At 54.9% G+C, this 15,887-nt stretch carries 15 protein-coding genes; 14 read left to right on the top strand and 1 reads right to left on the bottom strand.

Annotation, left to right across the window (positions count from 1 at the left end; translation table 11 throughout):
• Positions 1–3: 3 nt before the first annotated feature.
• The 6 genes from lnt (at position 4) to rihA (ending at position 6,139) form a co-directional block, all read left to right on the top strand.
• On the top strand, positions 4–1,542 hold the full coding sequence (gene lnt / locus HV242_RS06120; RefSeq protein ID WP_044857535.1) for an apolipoprotein N-acyltransferase: 1,539 nt from the start codon (positions 4–6) through the stop codon (positions 1,540–1,542).
• Between the two features lie 331 nt (positions 1,543–1,873).
• Positions 1,874–2,779, top strand: a complete 906-nt coding sequence (locus HV242_RS06115; RefSeq protein ID WP_020884991.1) for an amino acid ABC transporter substrate-binding protein — start codon at positions 1,874–1,876, stop codon at positions 2,777–2,779.
• A 155-nt stretch (positions 2,780–2,934) separates the two neighbouring features.
• Positions 2,935–3,675 (top strand): amino acid ABC transporter permease, encoded by a 741-nt coding sequence (locus tag HV242_RS06110; RefSeq protein ID WP_020884992.1) that lies wholly within the window; start codon positions 2,935–2,937, stop codon positions 3,673–3,675.
• The gene (gltK, locus tag HV242_RS06105; protein WP_014169128.1) at positions 3,675–4,349 is read left to right on the top strand and encodes a glutamate/aspartate ABC transporter permease GltK; all 675 of its coding nucleotides are present in this window, start codon (positions 3,675–3,677) and stop codon (positions 4,347–4,349) included. The genes HV242_RS06110 and gltK overlap by 1 nt, the downstream gene beginning before the upstream one ends.
• A complete protein-coding gene (locus tag HV242_RS06100; protein WP_014169127.1) occupies positions 4,349–5,074 on the top strand; it encodes an amino acid ABC transporter ATP-binding protein in 726 nt (241 codons plus the stop codon). The genes gltK and HV242_RS06100 overlap by 1 nt, the downstream gene beginning before the upstream one ends.
• 120 nt (positions 5,075–5,194) lie before the next feature.
• Positions 5,195–6,139 (top strand): pyrimidine-specific ribonucleoside hydrolase RihA, encoded by a 945-nt coding sequence (gene rihA / locus HV242_RS06095; protein WP_032681425.1) that lies wholly within the window; start codon positions 5,195–5,197, stop codon positions 6,137–6,139.
• A 79-nt stretch (positions 6,140–6,218) separates the two neighbouring features.
• On the opposite strand, the gene HV242_RS06090 is transcribed toward rihA, so the two are convergent.
• Complete coding sequence (locus tag HV242_RS06090) at positions 6,219–6,701, bottom strand: zinc ribbon-containing protein (protein ID WP_025204671.1); 483 nt, start codon at positions 6,699–6,701, stop codon at positions 6,219–6,221.
• A gap of 214 nt (positions 6,702–6,915) precedes the next feature.
• Between HV242_RS06090 and leuS the strand changes: the two genes are divergently transcribed.
• The 8 genes from leuS (at position 6,916) to mrdB (ending at position 15,875) form a co-directional block, all read left to right on the top strand.
• Positions 6,916–9,498, top strand: coding sequence for a leucine--tRNA ligase (leuS, locus tag HV242_RS06085; RefSeq protein ID WP_020884994.1), 2,583 nt, complete (start codon positions 6,916–6,918; stop codon positions 9,496–9,498).
• 14 nt (positions 9,499–9,512) lie between these two features.
• A complete protein-coding gene (lptE, locus tag HV242_RS06080) occupies positions 9,513–10,082 on the top strand; it encodes an LPS assembly lipoprotein LptE (protein WP_020884995.1) in 570 nt (189 codons plus the stop codon).
• Positions 10,082–11,113, top strand: a complete 1,032-nt coding sequence (gene holA / locus HV242_RS06075) for a DNA polymerase III subunit delta (RefSeq protein WP_040016926.1) — start codon at positions 10,082–10,084, stop codon at positions 11,111–11,113. Before lptE ends, holA begins: the two co-directional genes overlap by 1 nt.
• Positions 11,106–11,771 carry a nicotinate-nucleotide adenylyltransferase gene (gene nadD / locus HV242_RS06070; RefSeq protein WP_047743931.1) on the top strand — a complete coding sequence of 222 codons (666 nt, stop codon included), beginning with the start codon at positions 11,106–11,108 and terminating at the stop codon, positions 11,769–11,771. Before holA ends, nadD begins: the two co-directional genes overlap by 8 nt.
• Before the next feature lie 270 nt (positions 11,772–12,041).
• Positions 12,042–12,359 carry a ribosome silencing factor gene (gene rsfS, locus HV242_RS06065; RefSeq protein WP_003858696.1) on the top strand — a complete coding sequence of 106 codons (318 nt, stop codon included), beginning with the start codon at positions 12,042–12,044 and terminating at the stop codon, positions 12,357–12,359.
• A 3-nt stretch (positions 12,360–12,362) separates the two neighbouring features.
• A complete protein-coding gene (gene rlmH, locus HV242_RS06060) occupies positions 12,363–12,830 on the top strand; it encodes a 23S rRNA (pseudouridine(1915)-N(3))-methyltransferase RlmH (protein WP_003858701.1) in 468 nt (155 codons plus the stop codon).
• Positions 12,831–12,858: 28 nt separating this feature from the next.
• Positions 12,859–14,760, top strand: coding sequence for a peptidoglycan DD-transpeptidase MrdA (gene mrdA, locus HV242_RS06055; protein WP_014169119.1), 1,902 nt, complete (start codon positions 12,859–12,861; stop codon positions 14,758–14,760).
• Positions 14,761–14,762: 2 nt separating this feature from the next.
• Positions 14,763–15,875: a peptidoglycan glycosyltransferase MrdB gene (mrdB, locus tag HV242_RS06050; RefSeq protein ID WP_014169118.1), complete on the top strand. Its 1,113-nt coding sequence runs from the start codon at positions 14,763–14,765 to the stop codon at positions 15,873–15,875.
• Positions 15,876–15,887: the final 12 nt, after the last annotated feature.

The following is a 15,887-nucleotide window of genomic DNA, read 5'->3' as shown; positions in this document are numbered from 1 at the left end:
TAAATGGCATTTGCCCCATTACTTGAACGCCAGCGCGTACGTCTGCTGCTGGCGCTGTTACTCGGAGCCAGCGGAACGCTGGCTTTTTCTCCTTACGATATCTGGCCTGCAGCCATTCTCTCCCTGATGGGACTTCAGGGTTTAACCCTGAATCGTCGTCCCGTCCAGGCGGCAGCGATTGGCTACTTCTGGGGACTGGGGCTGTTTGGCTCCGGCATCAACTGGGTCTATGTCAGCATCGCCCAGTTTGGCGGTATGCCAGGACCCGTTAACGTCTTCCTCGTGGTGCTGCTGGCCGCTTATCTCTCGCTCTATACCGGCCTGTTCGCGGGTATCCTTTCTCGCCTGTGGCCAAAAACCACCTGGCTGCGCGTTGCCATTGCTGCGCCGGTTGTCTGGCAAATTACCGAGTTCCTTCGCGGCTGGGTACTGACTGGCTTCCCGTGGCTGCAGTTCGGTTACAGTCAGATTGATGGCCCGCTAAAGGGGCTTGCTCCGGTAATGGGCGTTGAAGCGATTAACTTCCTGTTGATGGTGGTGAGCGGACTGCTGGTCCTGGCGCTGGTCACACATAACTGGAAGACGCTGGTCGTGGCGCTGGTGTTGTTTGCCCTGCCTTTCCCACTGCGTTATATCCAGTGGTACAGCCTGGTGCCAGAGCGCACCACGCAGGTTTCAATGGTGCAGGGGAATATCCCTCAGTCAATGAAATGGGACGAGAAAGAGCTGCTGAACACGCTGAAGATCTACGCTAACGCCACCGAGGCGGTCATGGGTAAATCGCAGTTGATCATCTGGCCAGAGTCGGCGATTCCGGATCTGGAAATTAACCAGCAGCCGTTCCTGAACATGATGAACGATCTACTGCTGGCTCGCGGCAGTACGCTGGTTACCGGGATTGTCGATGCGCGTCTGAATCAGCAGAACCGCTACGACACCTACAACACCATCATTACGCTGGGTAAAGACAGCGAATACAGCTACAACTCCACTGACCGATATAATAAGAATCACCTGGTACCGTTTGGCGAATTTGTACCGCTGGAGTCCATTCTGCGCCCGTTAGCACCGTTTTTTGACCTGCCGATGTCCTCATTCAGCCGTGGTCCGTACGTTCAGCCTCAGCTACATGCGCACGGTTTTGCCCTGACAGCGGCCATCTGCTACGAAATTATCCTCGGCGAGCAGGTGCGCGATAACTTCCGTCCGGACACTGACTTCCTGCTGACTATCTCCAACGATGCCTGGTTTGGTAAGTCGATTGGCCCGTGGCAGCACTTCCAGATGGCGCGGATGCGCTCCCTGGAGCTGGCGCGCCCGCTGCTGCGTAGCACCAACAACGGCATTACCGCCGTGATTGGCCCGCAGGGCGAAATCCAGGCCATGATCCCGCAGTTCACCCGTGAAGTGCTGACGACCAACGTCACGCCTGCGACGGGCCTGACGCCTTATGCCCGCACCGGCAACTGGCCGCTGTGGATCCTGACCGCGCTGTTCGGATTTGGCGCGGTGCTGATGAGCTTGCGTCAGCGTCGTCGATAATTTCCCCTCTCTTCCCCTCTCCCGTTGGGAGAGGGCATTTCTGGCACGTCTCTTGCTTTATTTCCCCACGTAAACGCAGTTTGGCTTAACGTGCAACTTCGTCGCACCAGCGTAGATCACCGGTAGCACCGAAACGGTGCAACGAGAGATATTTGCCTCTGATTGGTGCGGCGCGCTTCGCAAAAATAAACAATAACGCAGCAAAATCTTTACATTAAGCCAGACTAAATGTTAACAAGCTTGCATAACACTGCACTCGCATAGCGCGAGATATAACAACATCACAATGGGTATCAATGCGTCACTGGCGCTGATAAGAAAGGAGTTGGGTATGCAATTACGTAAACTGGCCACAGCAATGCTGGTTATGGGGATGTCGGCAAGCGTCGTTCACGCTGAAGATGCTCCGGCTGCCGGGAGCACTCTCGACAAGATTGCCAAAAACGGCGTGATCGTGGTCGGCCACCGTGAATCTTCTGTCCCGTTCTCTTACTACGACAACACGCAAAAAGTCGTGGGCTATTCACAGGATTACTCCAACGCTATCGTTGAAGCTGTGAAGAAAAAGCTGAACAAACCTGACCTGCAGGTGAAGCTGATTCCAATCACTTCACAAAACCGTATTCCACTGCTGCAAAACGGCACGTTCGATTTTGAGTGCGGTTCCACCACCAACAACCTTGAGCGTCAGAAACAGGCTGCCTTCTCTGACACCATCTTCGTCGTGGGCACCCGCCTGCTGACCAAGAAAGGCGGCGAGATCAAAGACTTTGCGGACCTGAAAGGCAAAGCCGTTGTTGTTACCTCCGGTACCACTTCCGAAGTGTTGCTGCACAAGCTGAACGACGAGAAGAAAATGGATATGCGCATCATCAGCGCGAAAGATCATGGCGACTCTTTCCGTACCCTGGAAAGTGGCCGTGCTGTGGCGTTTATGATGGATGATGCCCTGCTGGCAGGCGAACGTGCAAAAGCGAAGAAACCAGACAACTGGGATATCGTCGGCACGGCGCAATCTAAAGAAGCGTACGGTTGTATGCTGCGTAAAGACGATCCGCAGTTCAAGAAGCTGATCGATGACACCATCGCTCAGGTTCAGACCTCCGGTGAAGCGGAAAAATGGTTCGATAAATGGTTCAAGAACCCGATTCCACCCAAAAATCTTAACATGAACTTCGAACTGTCTGACGACATGAAAGCGCTGTTCAAATCACCAAACGACAAGGCTCTTAACTAATTAGAACAACAGGGGCGGGATCTCCTGCCCTCTCGATTGTCGGGAAGCATGGACAGACTATACGTTGAGTGGTCGTTCCCCACTCAACGCGAAAAATGAGCTTCTCACCAATCTTCGAGGGTAGCGCTGCTACCCTTTTTTTTCTGGAGTTTATTATGTCAATAGACTGGAACTGGGGCATATTCCTGCAACAAGCCCCGTTCGGCAACACCACCTATCTTGGCTGGCTGTGGAGCGGTTTTCAGGTTACCGTCGCCTTATCGATCACGGCGTGGATTATCGCGTTTCTTGTCGGTTCACTGTTCGGTATTTTGCGCACCGTGCCTAACCGTTTTCTCTCATCTCTCGGCACCCTGTATGTGGAACTGTTCCGTAACGTTCCGCTGATTGTGCAATTTTTCACCTGGTATCTGGTCGTCCCGGAACTGCTGCCGGAAAATATTGGCATGTGGTTTAAGTCGGAACTGGATCCGAACGTGCAGTTCTTTGTCTCCTCCATGCTCTGCCTGGGGCTCTTCACCGCCGCGCGCGTTTGCGAGCAGGTGCGTGCCGCCATTCAGTCACTGCCGCGCGGACAAAAAAATGCTGGCCTGGCGATGGGCCTGACGCTGCCACAAACTTACCGCTATGTACTGCTGCCTAACGCTTACCGCGTCATTGTTCCACCAATGACGTCTGAGATGATGAACCTGGTGAAAAACTCGGCCATCGCCTCGACCATCGGTCTGGTGGATATGGCCGCACAGGCGGGCAAGTTGCTGGATTATTCCGCCCACGCGTGGGAATCCTTCACGGCGATCACACTCGCCTATGTTCTGATTAACACTTTCATCATGCTGGTGATGAACCTGGTTGAACGCAAAATCCGCCTGCCGGGCAATCTGGGGGGCAAATAATGTACGAATTTGACTGGAGTTCTATCGTTCCATCCATGCCTTACCTGCTGGATGGTCTGCTGATCACCTTAAAAATCACCGTGATTGCTATTGTGGTGGGTATCGTCTGGGGCACCCTGCTGGCGGTCATGCGCCTGTCGGCCTTTAAACCGTTCGCCTGGTTTGCCACGGCCTACGTTAACGTTTTCCGCTCCATCCCACTGGTGATGGTACTGCTGTGGTTTTACCTGATTGTTCCCGGCTTTCTGCAAAACGTGCTGGGGCTATCGCCGAAAACCGATATCCGCCTGATCTCCGCGATGGTCGCGTTCTCAATGTTTGAGGCTGCCTACTATTCAGAGATTATCCGAGCGGGTATTCAGAGTATTTCCCGTGGGCAGTCCAGCGCCGCGCTGGCGCTGGGGATGACGCACTGGCAATCCATGCAGCTCATTATTCTGCCGCAGGCGTTTCGCGCCATGGTTCCCCTCCTGCTGACCCAGGGCATCGTACTGTTCCAGGATACCTCTCTGGTCTACGTACTGAGCCTGGCAGACTTCTTCCGTACCGCGTCTACCATCGGTGAACGTGACGGTACGCAGGTCGAAATGGTGCTCTTCGCGGGTGGCGTCTATTTTGTGATTAGTTTAAGCGCGTCGCTGTTGGTCAGCTGGCTGAAGAAAAGGACTGTATAATGATTTCCCTGAAAAATGTTTCTAAATGGTATGGGCACTTTCAGGTGCTGACCGACTGCTCAACCGAAGTGAAAAAAGGTGACGTGGTGGTGGTATGTGGGCCATCCGGCTCCGGTAAATCCACGCTGATCAAAACCGTTAACGGCCTGGAGCCGGTGCAGCAAGGTGAGATCCTCGTCAATGGCACCAAAGTCAATGACAGGAAAACCAACCTTGCTCAGCTGCGTTCCCACGTCGGCATGGTGTTCCAGCACTTTGAGCTGTTTCCGCACCTCTCCATTATCGAGAACCTGACGCTGGCGCAGGTAAAAGTGCTGAAACGCGATAAAAAGCTCGCGCGCGATAAAGGTCTGAAACTGCTGGAACGCGTGGGGCTCTCTGCGCATGCTGATAAATTTCCGGCGCAGCTCTCTGGCGGTCAGCAGCAGCGTGTGGCTATTGCCCGCGCCCTGTGTATGGATCCGGTCGCCATGCTGTTTGATGAACCGACTTCCGCTCTCGATCCCGAGATGATCAACGAAGTGCTGGACGTAATGGTTGAGCTGGCGCACGAAGGGATGACGATGATGGTGGTGACCCACGAAATGGGCTTTGCCCGCAAAGTGGCGAACCGCGTGATCTTCATGGACGAAGGGAAGATTGTTGAAGACTCGCCGAAAGAAGAGTTCTTCGCCAATCCAAAATCCGAGCGAGCAAAAGACTTCCTCGCCAAAATCCTGCACTAATCTCCCCGGTGCGCAATCTGCGGATTGCGCACTGCTTCACGCTTTAGCTCTCTTCTTCTCGTCGGCGTCACATTGCAGCGTTAACCTTGTCACAAAATAATGCTACGTATGGAGCACGCTATGGCACAACCTATCCTTCTCGATTGCGACCCGGGTCATGATGACGCGATCGCCCTCGTCCTTGCACTTGCCTCCCCTGAACTGGACATCAAAGCCGTTACGTCCTCTGCCGGAAACCAGACCCCGGAGAAAACGCTGCGTAATGTCCTGCGTATGCTGACGTTGCTCAAACGCACCGATATACCGGTCGCCGGTGGTGCTGTCAAACCGCTCATGCGCGATCTGATCATTGCCGACAACGTGCACGGTGAAAGTGGGCTGGATGGCCCGGCACTGCCCGAACCGGGGTTTGAAGCGCAACCCTGCACCGCCGTAGAGTTGATGGCGAAAGTGCTGCGTGAAAGCGCGGAACCGGTCACGCTGGTGGCCACCGGCCCGCAAACCAACGTTGCGCTGCTGCTCAACAGCCATCCGGAATTGCACAGTAAAATCGCCCGAATCGTGATCATGGGCGGCGCAATGGGACTCGGGAACTGGACGCCAGCGGCGGAGTTCAACATTTTTGTCGATCCGGAAGCCGCAGAGATTGTCTTCCAGTCTGGCCTGCCGATTGTCATGGCCGGCCTGGACGTCACCCATCGCGCACAAATAATGGCGCACGACATTGCGCGCTTTCGTGCCATTGGCAACCCGGTGGCGACAACCGTCGCAGAATTGCTGGACTTCTTTATGGCGTATCACAAAGCCGAGAAATGGGGTTTTCACGGCGCGCCGCTGCACGATCCGTGCACCATTGCCTGGCTGCTCAAACCGGAGATGTTTACCACAGTAGAACGGTGGGTGGGCGTGGAAACCCAGGGGAAATACACTCAGGGTATGACGGTGGTGGACTACTATTCACTGACGGGCAATCAACCCAATACCACGCTGATGGTGGATATCGACCGGGAAGCGTTCGTGGATTTGCTGGCGGAAAGACTCAGCTATTACAGTCAGGCCCGGTAAGCGATGGCCACCGGGCATGGTAGACTGCTCTGTGGCCTGATGCCCTCCCTCTGACCTGAAGGCAGAGGGCGGCTTTTACTTAGGGCTCAAACGGCCGACGCTGGAACTGATCGTGTCCACACTTTGGACACAGCGGCAACACATCCGGCGTATAGACTGCAATGTGGTGATGGCATTTCTCGCACACCAGATTCCCCAGTCCGACCACTTCTCCGCTGTGATAGACCCCGTGGTGGTTGAGATCCTGAAAGACTTCACGCCACTCCAGCTGCGTTTTATCGGTGATATCCGCCAGCTCCTGCCACAGGCTTTCTTTAATTACCCGCATAAAAACGCTGTCGGTAACCTCGTTCTGACTCTCTTCGTAGCTTCGCGCAAACTCTTCCAGGTCGCGGCGTACGGCGCGCGTCACCTCTTCCACTTCGGTTCGCGTTAACTCACCCGTTTGCGTCACGCGGGCCCGCGCCTGTTCCACCAGCGCATCGATATCACGCTCGCCGTTACGCAGCCGTTCCGTCAGTGTTGTCACCAGTTCTCGGTAAAATTGAGCAACCTTGTTCATCATTTTGCCTCCCGGGTAAGTAACTGACTCTAATAATAGACCTTATTTCGCCACTGCTTTGCCAGGTGAACCACAGACCCGACAAATTCCTCACGCGCGCATTTGTGCGAAAGGCTGTTTTGGCGCGGGCGTTTGGGCTATGCTATGCGGATCTGAATTACCACATCCATTGGCTACATTTGTAGCTGTATTGAAAACAGGACCACTGGCTGCCATGCAAGAGCAATACCGCCCGGAAGAGATAGAATCAAAAGTCCAGCAACACTGGGACGAGAAGCGCACCTTTGAAGTAACCGAAGACGAGAGCAAAGAGAAGTATTACTGCCTGTCGATGCTTCCCTATCCTTCTGGTCGACTACACATGGGCCACGTGCGTAACTACACCATTGGTGATGTGATTGCCCGCTATCAGCGTATGCTCGGCAAAAACGTCCTGCAGCCAATCGGCTGGGATGCGTTTGGTCTGCCTGCAGAAGGCGCGGCGGTCAAAAACAACACGGCACCTGCCCCGTGGACGTACGACAACATCGCGTACATGAAAAACCAGCTCAAAATGCTGGGCTTTGGCTATGACTGGAGCCGCGAGCTGGCAACCTGCACCCCGGAATACTATCGCTGGGAACAGAAATTCTTCACCGAGCTGTACAAAAAAGGCCTGGTGTACAAGAAGACTTCTGCCGTTAACTGGTGCCCGAACGACCAGACCGTACTGGCGAACGAGCAGGTTATCGACGGCTGCTGCTGGCGTTGTGATACCAAAGTTGAGCGTAAAGAGATCCCGCAATGGTTTATCAAAATCACCGCCTACGCTGACGAGCTGCTGAACGATCTGGATAATCTGGATCACTGGCCTGATACCGTCAAGACCATGCAGCGTAACTGGATCGGCCGTTCAGAAGGCGTGGAGATCACCTTCAACGTTGAGAACGACGATCGGACCCTGACCGTCTACACTACCCGTCCGGACACCTTCATGGGTGCGACCTATCTGGCCGTGGCCGCTGGTCACCCGCTGGCACAGAAAGCCGCGGAAAACAACCCGGAACTGGCGGCCTTCATCGACGAGTGCCGCAACACCAAAGTGGCCGAAGCCGACATGGCGACGATGGAGAAGAAAGGCGTTGATACCGGCTTTAAGGCTATCCATCCACTGACGGGCGAAGCAATCCCTGTCTGGGCAGCCAACTTCGTGCTGATGGAGTACGGTACGGGTGCCGTCATGGCCGTTCCAGGCCACGATCAGCGTGACTACGAATTTGCCACCAAATATGGCCTGACCATCAAGCCTGTCATCCTCGCGGCTGACGGTTCTGAGCCAGACCTCTCCGCACAAGCCCTGACCGAAAAAGGCACCCTGTTCAACTCGGGTGAATTCAGCGGTCTGAGCTTTGAAGATGGCTTCAACGCGATTGCCGACAAGTTAGCGTCGCTGGGCGTCGGTGAGCGTAAAGTCAACTACCGCCTGCGCGACTGGGGTGTCTCTCGCCAGCGCTACTGGGGAGCACCTATCCCAATGGTGACGCTGGAAGATGGTACCGTGATGCCAACGCCAGAAGATCAACTCCCGGTGATCCTGCCGGAAGATGTGATCATGGACGGTATCACCAGCCCAATCAAAGCCGATCCTGAGTGGGCAAAAACGACCGTTAACGGCCAGCCAGCGCTGCGTGAAACTGACACCTTTGATACCTTTATGGAATCGTCATGGTACTACGCGCGTTACACCTGCCCGCAGTATCAGGAAGGCATGCTGGATTCCGATGCAGCAAACTACTGGCTGCCTGTGGACATCTACATCGGTGGTATTGAACACGCCATCATGCACCTGCTCTACTTCCGCTTCTTCCACAAGCTGATGCGCGACGCAGGCATGGTCAACTCTGACGAACCAGCAAAACAGCTGCTGTGTCAGGGAATGGTGCTGGCCGATGCCTTCTACTACGTCGGGGCGAACGGCGAGCGTAACTGGGTGTCTCCGGTTGACGCGATCGTTGAGCGCGACGAGAAAGGCCGTATCGTGAAGGCGAAAGACGCCGAAGGTCATGAACTGGTTTATACCGGCATGAGCAAGATGTCGAAGTCTAAAAACAACGGCATCGACCCTCAGGTGATGGTTGAGCGTTACGGCGCAGATACCGTGCGTCTGTTTATGATGTTTGCCTCTCCGGCTGACATGACCCTGGAATGGCAGGAATCGGGCGTTGAAGGGGCTAACCGCTTCCTGAAGCGTGTCTGGAAACTGGTTTATGAGCACACCTCTCAGGGTGATGCTCCGGCAGTGAACGTCGCGGCACTGACTGAAGATCAGCAGGCGCTGCGTCGTGATGTTCATAAAACGATTGCAAAAGTGACCGATGATATTGGTCGTCGTCAGACCTTCAATACCGCAATTGCGGCTATTATGGAACTGATGAACAAGCTGGCAAAAGCCCCGCAGGATGGCGAGCAGGATCGTGCCTTAATGCGTGAAGCGCTGCTGGCCGTCGTTCGCATGTTGAACCCGTTCACCCCGCACGTCAGCTTCACCCTCTGGCAGGAGCTGAAAGGCGAAGGCGATATCGACAACGCACCGTGGCCAGTGGCTGACGAATCCGCGATGGTGGAAAACACCACGCTGGTTGTGGTCCAGGTTAACGGCAAAGTTCGCGGTAAAATTACCGTGGCGGTCGATGCTACCGAAGAACAGGTTCGCGAACGCGCAGGCCAGGAACATCTGGTTGCGAAATATCTTGAGGGCGTTACCGTACGTAAAGTGATCTACGTACCGGGTAAATTGCTGAATCTGGTCGTTGGCTAAGCGCGGGAGGAAACGTGCGACAACTGGCAACAATACTCTTATCTCTGGCGGTGCTTGTCACCGCTGGTTGTGGCTGGCATCTGCGCAATACCACGGCAGTGCCTGCTGAAATGAAAACGATGATTTTCGACTCATCGGATCCGAATGGTCCACTCAGCCGGGCAATTCGAAACCAGCTGCGGCTTAACGATGTTGAGTTGATTGAGAAAGGGACGTTACGTCAGGATGTTCCATCCCTGCGCGTTCTGGGCTCAACCTTAGCCAAAGACACGGCGTCCATTTTCCAGGACGGCCGTACCGCGGAGTATCAGATGGTCCTGTCGGTTAATGCCGCCGTTCTGATCCCGGGTAAAGACATCTACCCAATCAGCACGAAAGTGTACCGTTCGTTCTTCGATAACCCGCAGACGGCTCTGGCAAAAGACGCCGAGCAGCAGATTATCATTAACGAAATGTACGATAAGGCCGCAGAGCAGCTGATCCGTAAGCTGCCGGGCGTTGCCGCGTCAACGAAACAGGGTTCTGACATCATCGAAAAACCGGATGCCACCACGCCTCCTGTTTCTGCCTCCATGGGTAACTGATGATCAGGCTGTATCCTGAACAACTCCGCGCGCAGCTCAATGAAGGGCTGCGCGCGGCGTATCTGCTTCTCGGAAACGATCCGTTATTACTTCAGGAAAGCCTGGATGCCGTCCGACAGGCGGCGGCCGCTCAGGGCTTTGATGAACACCACACCGTCCAGCTGGATAACAACACCGACTGGAATGCCCTCTTCTCGCTTTGCCAGGCGATGAGCCTCTTCGCATCGCGCCAGACCATCCAGATCCTGCTACCGGAGAATGGCCCTAACGCGGCCATCAATGAACAGCTGGCAACGCTGGTCAGTCTGCTGCACAGCGATCTGCTGTTTATTGTGCGCGGCAACAAGCTCACCAAAGCGCAGGAAAACGCGGCCTGGTTTACCCAGCTCGCGGCCAATGCGGTTATGGTGACCTGTCAGACGCCTGAGCAAGCCCATCTGCCAAAATGGGTCGCGACAAGAGCGAAGCAAAACAATCTTCAGCTGGACGACGCCGCAAACCAGCTTCTCTGCTACTGCTATGAAGGCAACCTGCTGGCACTGGCGCAGGCGCTGGACAGGCTCTCCCTGCTCTGGCCAGACGGTAAGCTGACACTGCCACGCGTGGAGCAGGCCGTTAACGATGCCGCGCACTTTACGCCCTTCCACTGGGTGGATGCACTGCTGGCAGCGAAAAGCAAACGCGCCCTGCATATACTGCAACAGCTGCGTCTGGAAGGTAGCGAACCGGTTATTTTGCTGCGCACTCTTCAGCGTGAATTATTACTGCTGATTACCCTCAAGCGTCAGTCTGCACATACGCCATTACGTTCGCTGTTTGATAAACATCGCGTGTGGCAAAACCGTCGGGCGATGACCACCGAGGCCATCAACCGCCTGAGCCATGAACAGCTGCGTCAGGCCGTGCAGCTTCTGATGCGCGCTGAGCTTACGTTGAAACAAGATTATGGTCAGTCGGTCTGGGCGGAGCTGGAAAGTCTCTCTCTGCTGCTCTGCCATAAGGCGCTGGCAGACGTATTTATCGATGGATAGTATGCATTCTTTACAGGCCCTGTACGGTGGCACCTTCGACCCGGTCCATTACGGACATCTGAAGCCGGTTGAAATTCTGGCGAATCTGATCGGCCTTCAGCGCGTAATCATCATGCCCAATAATGTGCCGCCACACCGTCCGCAACCTGAGGCGAGCAGCGAGCAAAGAAAAGAGATGCTCACTCTGGCCATCGCGGATAAACCGCTTTTTAGCCTTGATGAGCGAGAACTGCGCCGCGACACACCGTCCTGGACGTCGCAAACGCTGCAGGAGTGGCGAGCCGAGCAAGGGCCGGACACGCCGCTGGCCTTTATTATTGGTCAGGACTCCCTGCTCAATTTTCCCACCTGGCACCAGTATGAAACCATTCTGGAAAACAGCCACCTGCTTGTCTGTCGCCGTCCGGGCTATCCGCTGACCATGCGAGAAGAGCAGTACCAGCAGTGGCTTGAGGCGCATCTCACAGACAATATTGAAGACTTGCACAACCAGCCTGCCGGGAAGATTTATCTGGCAGAGACGCCGTGGTTCGATATTTCTGCGACCCTCATTCGCGACCGTTTGCAGCAGGGATTAGCCTGTGACGATCTGCTGCCATCAGCTGTGCTGGACTACATTCACGCGCATGGGTTGTATCAGAAAAGCGCAGACGCATAGCGGGGGCGCATGAAAAAGCGGCGTAATGATTATCCTGCCTTGACAGGTTAAGCCATACTGTTATCCTCCGCTGCCAGACTTTCCCGCCGATCATTGCTTTACAGAAATTGTTTTACAAAAATGGCGATGCAATCTCAGGCGGAGGGTGGGATGATACCCGCCTTCAAAAGCCCGGCCGGAGACATTTGTCCCGACACTGGCGTCAGTTCAGGTATACTGTCTGGCCACGAATTCATAGTTATACAATCTCATTCACCCCAGGGGGAAAACTTGCAGGGTAAAGCACTCCAGGATTTTGTTATCGACAAAATTGATGACCTGAAAGGTCAGGACATCATCGCTATCGACGTTAAGGGTAAATCCAGCATCACCGACTGCATGATTATCTGCACCGGTACTTCAACGCGTCATGTTGTTTCGATTGCCGACCACGTTGTTCAGGAATCGCGCGCAGCAGGCCTGTTACCGCTTGGCGTTGAAGGTGAAGCGACCGCTGACTGGGTGGTTGTCGATCTCGGCGATGTGATTGTCCATGTCATGCAGGAAGAGAGCCGTCGCCTGTATGAGCTGGAAAAACTCTGGGGTTAATGCGTGAAGTTGCAACTGGTCGCCGTCGGCACCAAAATGCCGGACTGGGTACAAACCGGTTTTACTGAATATCTGCGTCGTTTTCCAAAAGACATGCCGTTCGAACTGGTGGAAATTCCCGCCGGGAAACGCGGCAAGAACGCCGATATCAAACGTATTCTCGATAAAGAGGGAGAGCTGATGCTGGCTGCCGCAGGCAAAAACCGCATCGTCACCCTCGATATTCCAGGTAAACCCTGGGATACGCCGCAGCTGGCGCACGAACTGGAGCGCTGGAAGCAGGATGGTCGTGACGTCAGTCTGTTGATTGGCGGGCCTGAAGGGTTATCTCCTGCCTGCAAAGCGGCGGCTGAACAAAGTTGGTCTCTCTCCGCGCTGACGCTTCCCCACCCGCTCGTTCGGGTACTGGTGGCAGAAAGCCTGTATCGCGCGTGGAGCATTACTACCAACCACCCATATCACCGCGAGTAGTGACTGACCAGGGTAGATTAAGCAGCGGATGAAACTACAGAATTCTTTTCGCGACTATACGGCTGAGTCCGCGCTGTTTGTGCGCCGGGCGCTGGTCGCCTTTACGGGGATTTTGCTGCTTACCGGCGTGCTGATCGCCAACCTCTATAATCTGCAAATTGTCCGCTTTACCGATTATCAGACGCGTTCAAACGAAAACCGTATCAAGCTGGTGCCCATCGCGCCCAGCCGCGGCATTATCTACGACCGTAACGGCACTCCGCTGGCGTTAAACCGCACCATTTATCAAATCGAAATGATGCCGGAAAAAGTCGATAATGTGCAGGATACGCTTGAAGCGCTAAAAGGCGTTGTCGATCTGACCGACGATGATATCGCCGCGTTCAAAAAAGAGCGTGCCCGCTCCCACCGTTTCACCTCAATCCCGGTTAAAACGAACCTGACGGAAGTCCAGGTGGCCCGCTTTGCCGTGAACCAGTATCGTTTTCCCGGCGTGGAAGTGAAAGGTTACAAGCGTCGCTACTACCCTTACGGTTCCGCGCTGACGCATGTCATTGGTTACGTTTCCAAGATCAACGATAAAGACGTTGAACGCCTCGATAAAGACGGCAAACTGGCGAACTACGCGGCGACGCACGATATCGGTAAGCTGGGGATCGAACGCTACTACGAAGATGTCCTGCACGGGCAGACCGGCTATGAAGAGGTTGAAGTTAACAACCGTGGCCGCGTCATTCGCCAGCTCAAAGAAGTGCCACCGCAGGCGGGGCATGACGTCTACCTGACGCTCGACCTCAAGCTGCAGCAGTATATTGAAACCTTACTGGCGGGCAGCCGTGCTGCCGTTGTCGTCACCGATCCGCGTTCCGGCGGCATTCTGGCGATGGTGTCCATGCCAAGCTACGACCCGAACCTCTTTGTCGATGGTATCTCCAGCAAAGACTATTCCGGTCTGCTCAATGACCCGAATACGCCGCTGGTGAACCGCGCCACACAAGGGGTTTACCCGCCAGCGTCAACGGTAAAACCGTACGTGGCGGTCTCTGCGCTGAGCGCGGGCGTCATCAACCGCAATACCAGTCTGTTTGACCCGGGCTGGTGGCAATTACCAGGCTCTGAAAAACGCTATCGCGACTGGAAAAAATGGGGCCATGGTCACCTCAACGTTACCAAATCGCTGGAAGAGTCTGCGGATACCTTCTTCTACCAGGTTGCGTATGACATGGGCATTGACCGCCTGTCAGAGTGGATGAGCAAATTCGGTTACGGACATTACACCGGCGTTGACCTTTCAGAAGAACGTTCCGGTAACATGCCAACCCGTGAGTGGAAGCTGAAGCGCTTTAAGAAGCCGTGGTATCAGGGTGATACCATTCCGGTGGGTATCGGTCAGGGCTACTGGACGGCGACCCCGATTCAGATGAACAAAGCGATGATGATCCTCATCAACGATGGCGTAGTGAAAGTTCCGCACCTGCTGCAAAGTACGGTTGAAGACGGCAAAAAAGTGCCGTGGATCCAGCCGCATGAAGCCCCGGTGGGTGACATTCATTCCGGTTACTGGGAAATTGCCAAAGACGGTATGTACGGCGTGGCGAACCGCCCGAACGGGACCGCACATAAGTATTTCGCCGGCACACCGTATAAAGTGGCCGCCAAATCCGGTACTGCGCAGGTCTTCGGTCTGAAAGCCAATGAAACCTATAACGCGCACCGCATTGCTGAACGTCTGCGTGACCATAAGCTGATGACGGCCTTTGCCCCTTATGATAACCCGCAGGTTGCGGTGGCGATGATTCTGGAAAACGGCGGCGCAGGTCCGGCCGTGGGGACCATCATGCGCCAGATCCTCGACCACATTATGCTGGGTGATAACAACACCGAACTGCCGGCTGAAAACCCGGCCGCCGCTGCGGCGGAGGACCAATAATCATGACGGATAATCCAAATAAAAAATCGCTGTGGGATAAAATCCACATCGACCCAGCCATGCTGCTGATCCTGCTGGCTCTGCTGGTTTACAGCGCCCTGGTTATCTGGAGCGCCAGCGGCCAGGACATCGGAATGATGGAGCGCAAAATCGGCCAGATCGCGATGGGTCTGGTCATTATGGTGGTCATGGCGCAGATCCCGCCGCGGGTCTACGAAGGCTGGGCACCGTACCTGTACATATTCTGTATTGTGCTGCTGGTTGCGGTAGATGCCTTTGGGGCCATCTCTAAAGGCGCGCAGCGCTGGCTGGATCTGGGCGTTGTCCGCTTCCAGCCCTCTGAAATAGCCAAAATAGCGGTTCCCTTGATGGTGGCGCGTTTTATTAACCGTGACGTCTGCCCGCCTTCGCTGAAAAATACCGCCATTGCGCTGGTGCTGATTTTCCTGCCGACGCTGCTGGTTGCGGCGCAGCCTGACCTCGGCACCTCGATTCTTATCGCCCTCTCCGGCCTGTTTGTCCTGTTCCTGTCGGGTTTAAGCTGGCGTCTGATTGGCATTGCAGTTGTGCTGGTGGCAGCGTTCATCCCGATTCTCTGGTTCTTCCTGATGCATGATTACCAGCGACAACGCGTCATGATGCTGCTCGATCCGGAAACCGATCCGCTGGGTGCGGGCTATCATATTATTCAGTCCAAGATTGCGATCGGTTCCGGCGGCCTGCGCGGTAAAGGCTGGCTGCACGGCACCCAGTCCCAGCTGGAGTTCTTACCGGAACGCCACACCGACTTTATCTTTGCGGTTCTGGCGGAAGAGCTGGGCCTGGTTGGCATCCTGATTCTGCTGGCGCTGTATGTGCTGTTGATCATGCGAGGGCTGTGGATCGCCGCGCGTGCGCAAACCACCTTTGGCCGCGTGATGGCAGGCGGGTTGATGCTGATTTTATTCGTTTATGTCTTCGTAAATATTGGTATGGTGAGTGGTATTCTGCCGGTTGTTGGCGTCCCGCTCCCGCTGGTGAGCTACGGAGGCTCGGCACTGATCGTGTTGATGGCCGGGTTTGGTATCGTGATGTCGATCCATACCCACAGAAAAATGTTGTCAAAAAGCGTATAAAAATAAGGGGAT

The sequence above is a fragment of the Enterobacter sp. RHBSTW-00593 genome, from assembly GCF_013784105.1.
GTDB lineage: Bacteria > Pseudomonadota > Gammaproteobacteria > Enterobacterales > Enterobacteriaceae > Enterobacter > Enterobacter ludwigii.
Note: the sequence above shows the minus strand (reverse complement) of the source record. Positions and strands in the feature narration are given on the sequence as shown.

What these genes read in the sequence shown, in the direction of transcription:
- HV242_RS06110 (WP_020884992.1), top strand. Translation starts at nt 2,935, where the DNA reads ATGTCAATAGACTGGAACTGGGGCATATTCCTGCAACAAGCCCCGTTC.
- holA (WP_040016926.1), top strand. Translation starts at nt 10,082, where the DNA reads ATGATCAGGCTGTATCCTGAACAACTCCGCGCGCAGCTCAATGAAGGG.
- HV242_RS06100 (WP_014169127.1), top strand. Translation starts at nt 4,349, where the DNA reads ATGATTTCCCTGAAAAATGTTTCTAAATGGTATGGGCACTTTCAGGTG.
- lnt (WP_044857535.1), top strand. Translation starts at nt 4, where the DNA reads ATGGCATTTGCCCCATTACTTGAACGCCAGCGCGTACGTCTGCTGCTG.
- mrdA (WP_014169119.1), top strand. Translation starts at nt 12,859, where the DNA reads ATGAAACTACAGAATTCTTTTCGCGACTATACGGCTGAGTCCGCGCTG.
- rihA (WP_032681425.1), top strand. Translation starts at nt 5,195, where the DNA reads ATGGCACAACCTATCCTTCTCGATTGCGACCCGGGTCATGATGACGCG.
- mrdB (WP_014169118.1), top strand. Translation starts at nt 14,763, where the DNA reads ATGACGGATAATCCAAATAAAAAATCGCTGTGGGATAAAATCCACATC.
- leuS (WP_020884994.1), top strand. Translation starts at nt 6,916, where the DNA reads ATGCAAGAGCAATACCGCCCGGAAGAGATAGAATCAAAAGTCCAGCAA.
- HV242_RS06115 (WP_020884991.1), top strand. Translation starts at nt 1,874, where the DNA reads ATGCAATTACGTAAACTGGCCACAGCAATGCTGGTTATGGGGATGTCG.
- HV242_RS06090 (WP_025204671.1), bottom strand. Translation starts at nt 6,701, where the DNA reads ATGAACAAGGTTGCTCAATTTTACCGAGAACTGGTGACAACACTGACG.
- nadD (WP_047743931.1), top strand. Translation starts at nt 11,106, where the DNA reads ATGGATAGTATGCATTCTTTACAGGCCCTGTACGGTGGCACCTTCGAC.
- gltK (WP_014169128.1), top strand. Translation starts at nt 3,675, where the DNA reads ATGTACGAATTTGACTGGAGTTCTATCGTTCCATCCATGCCTTACCTG.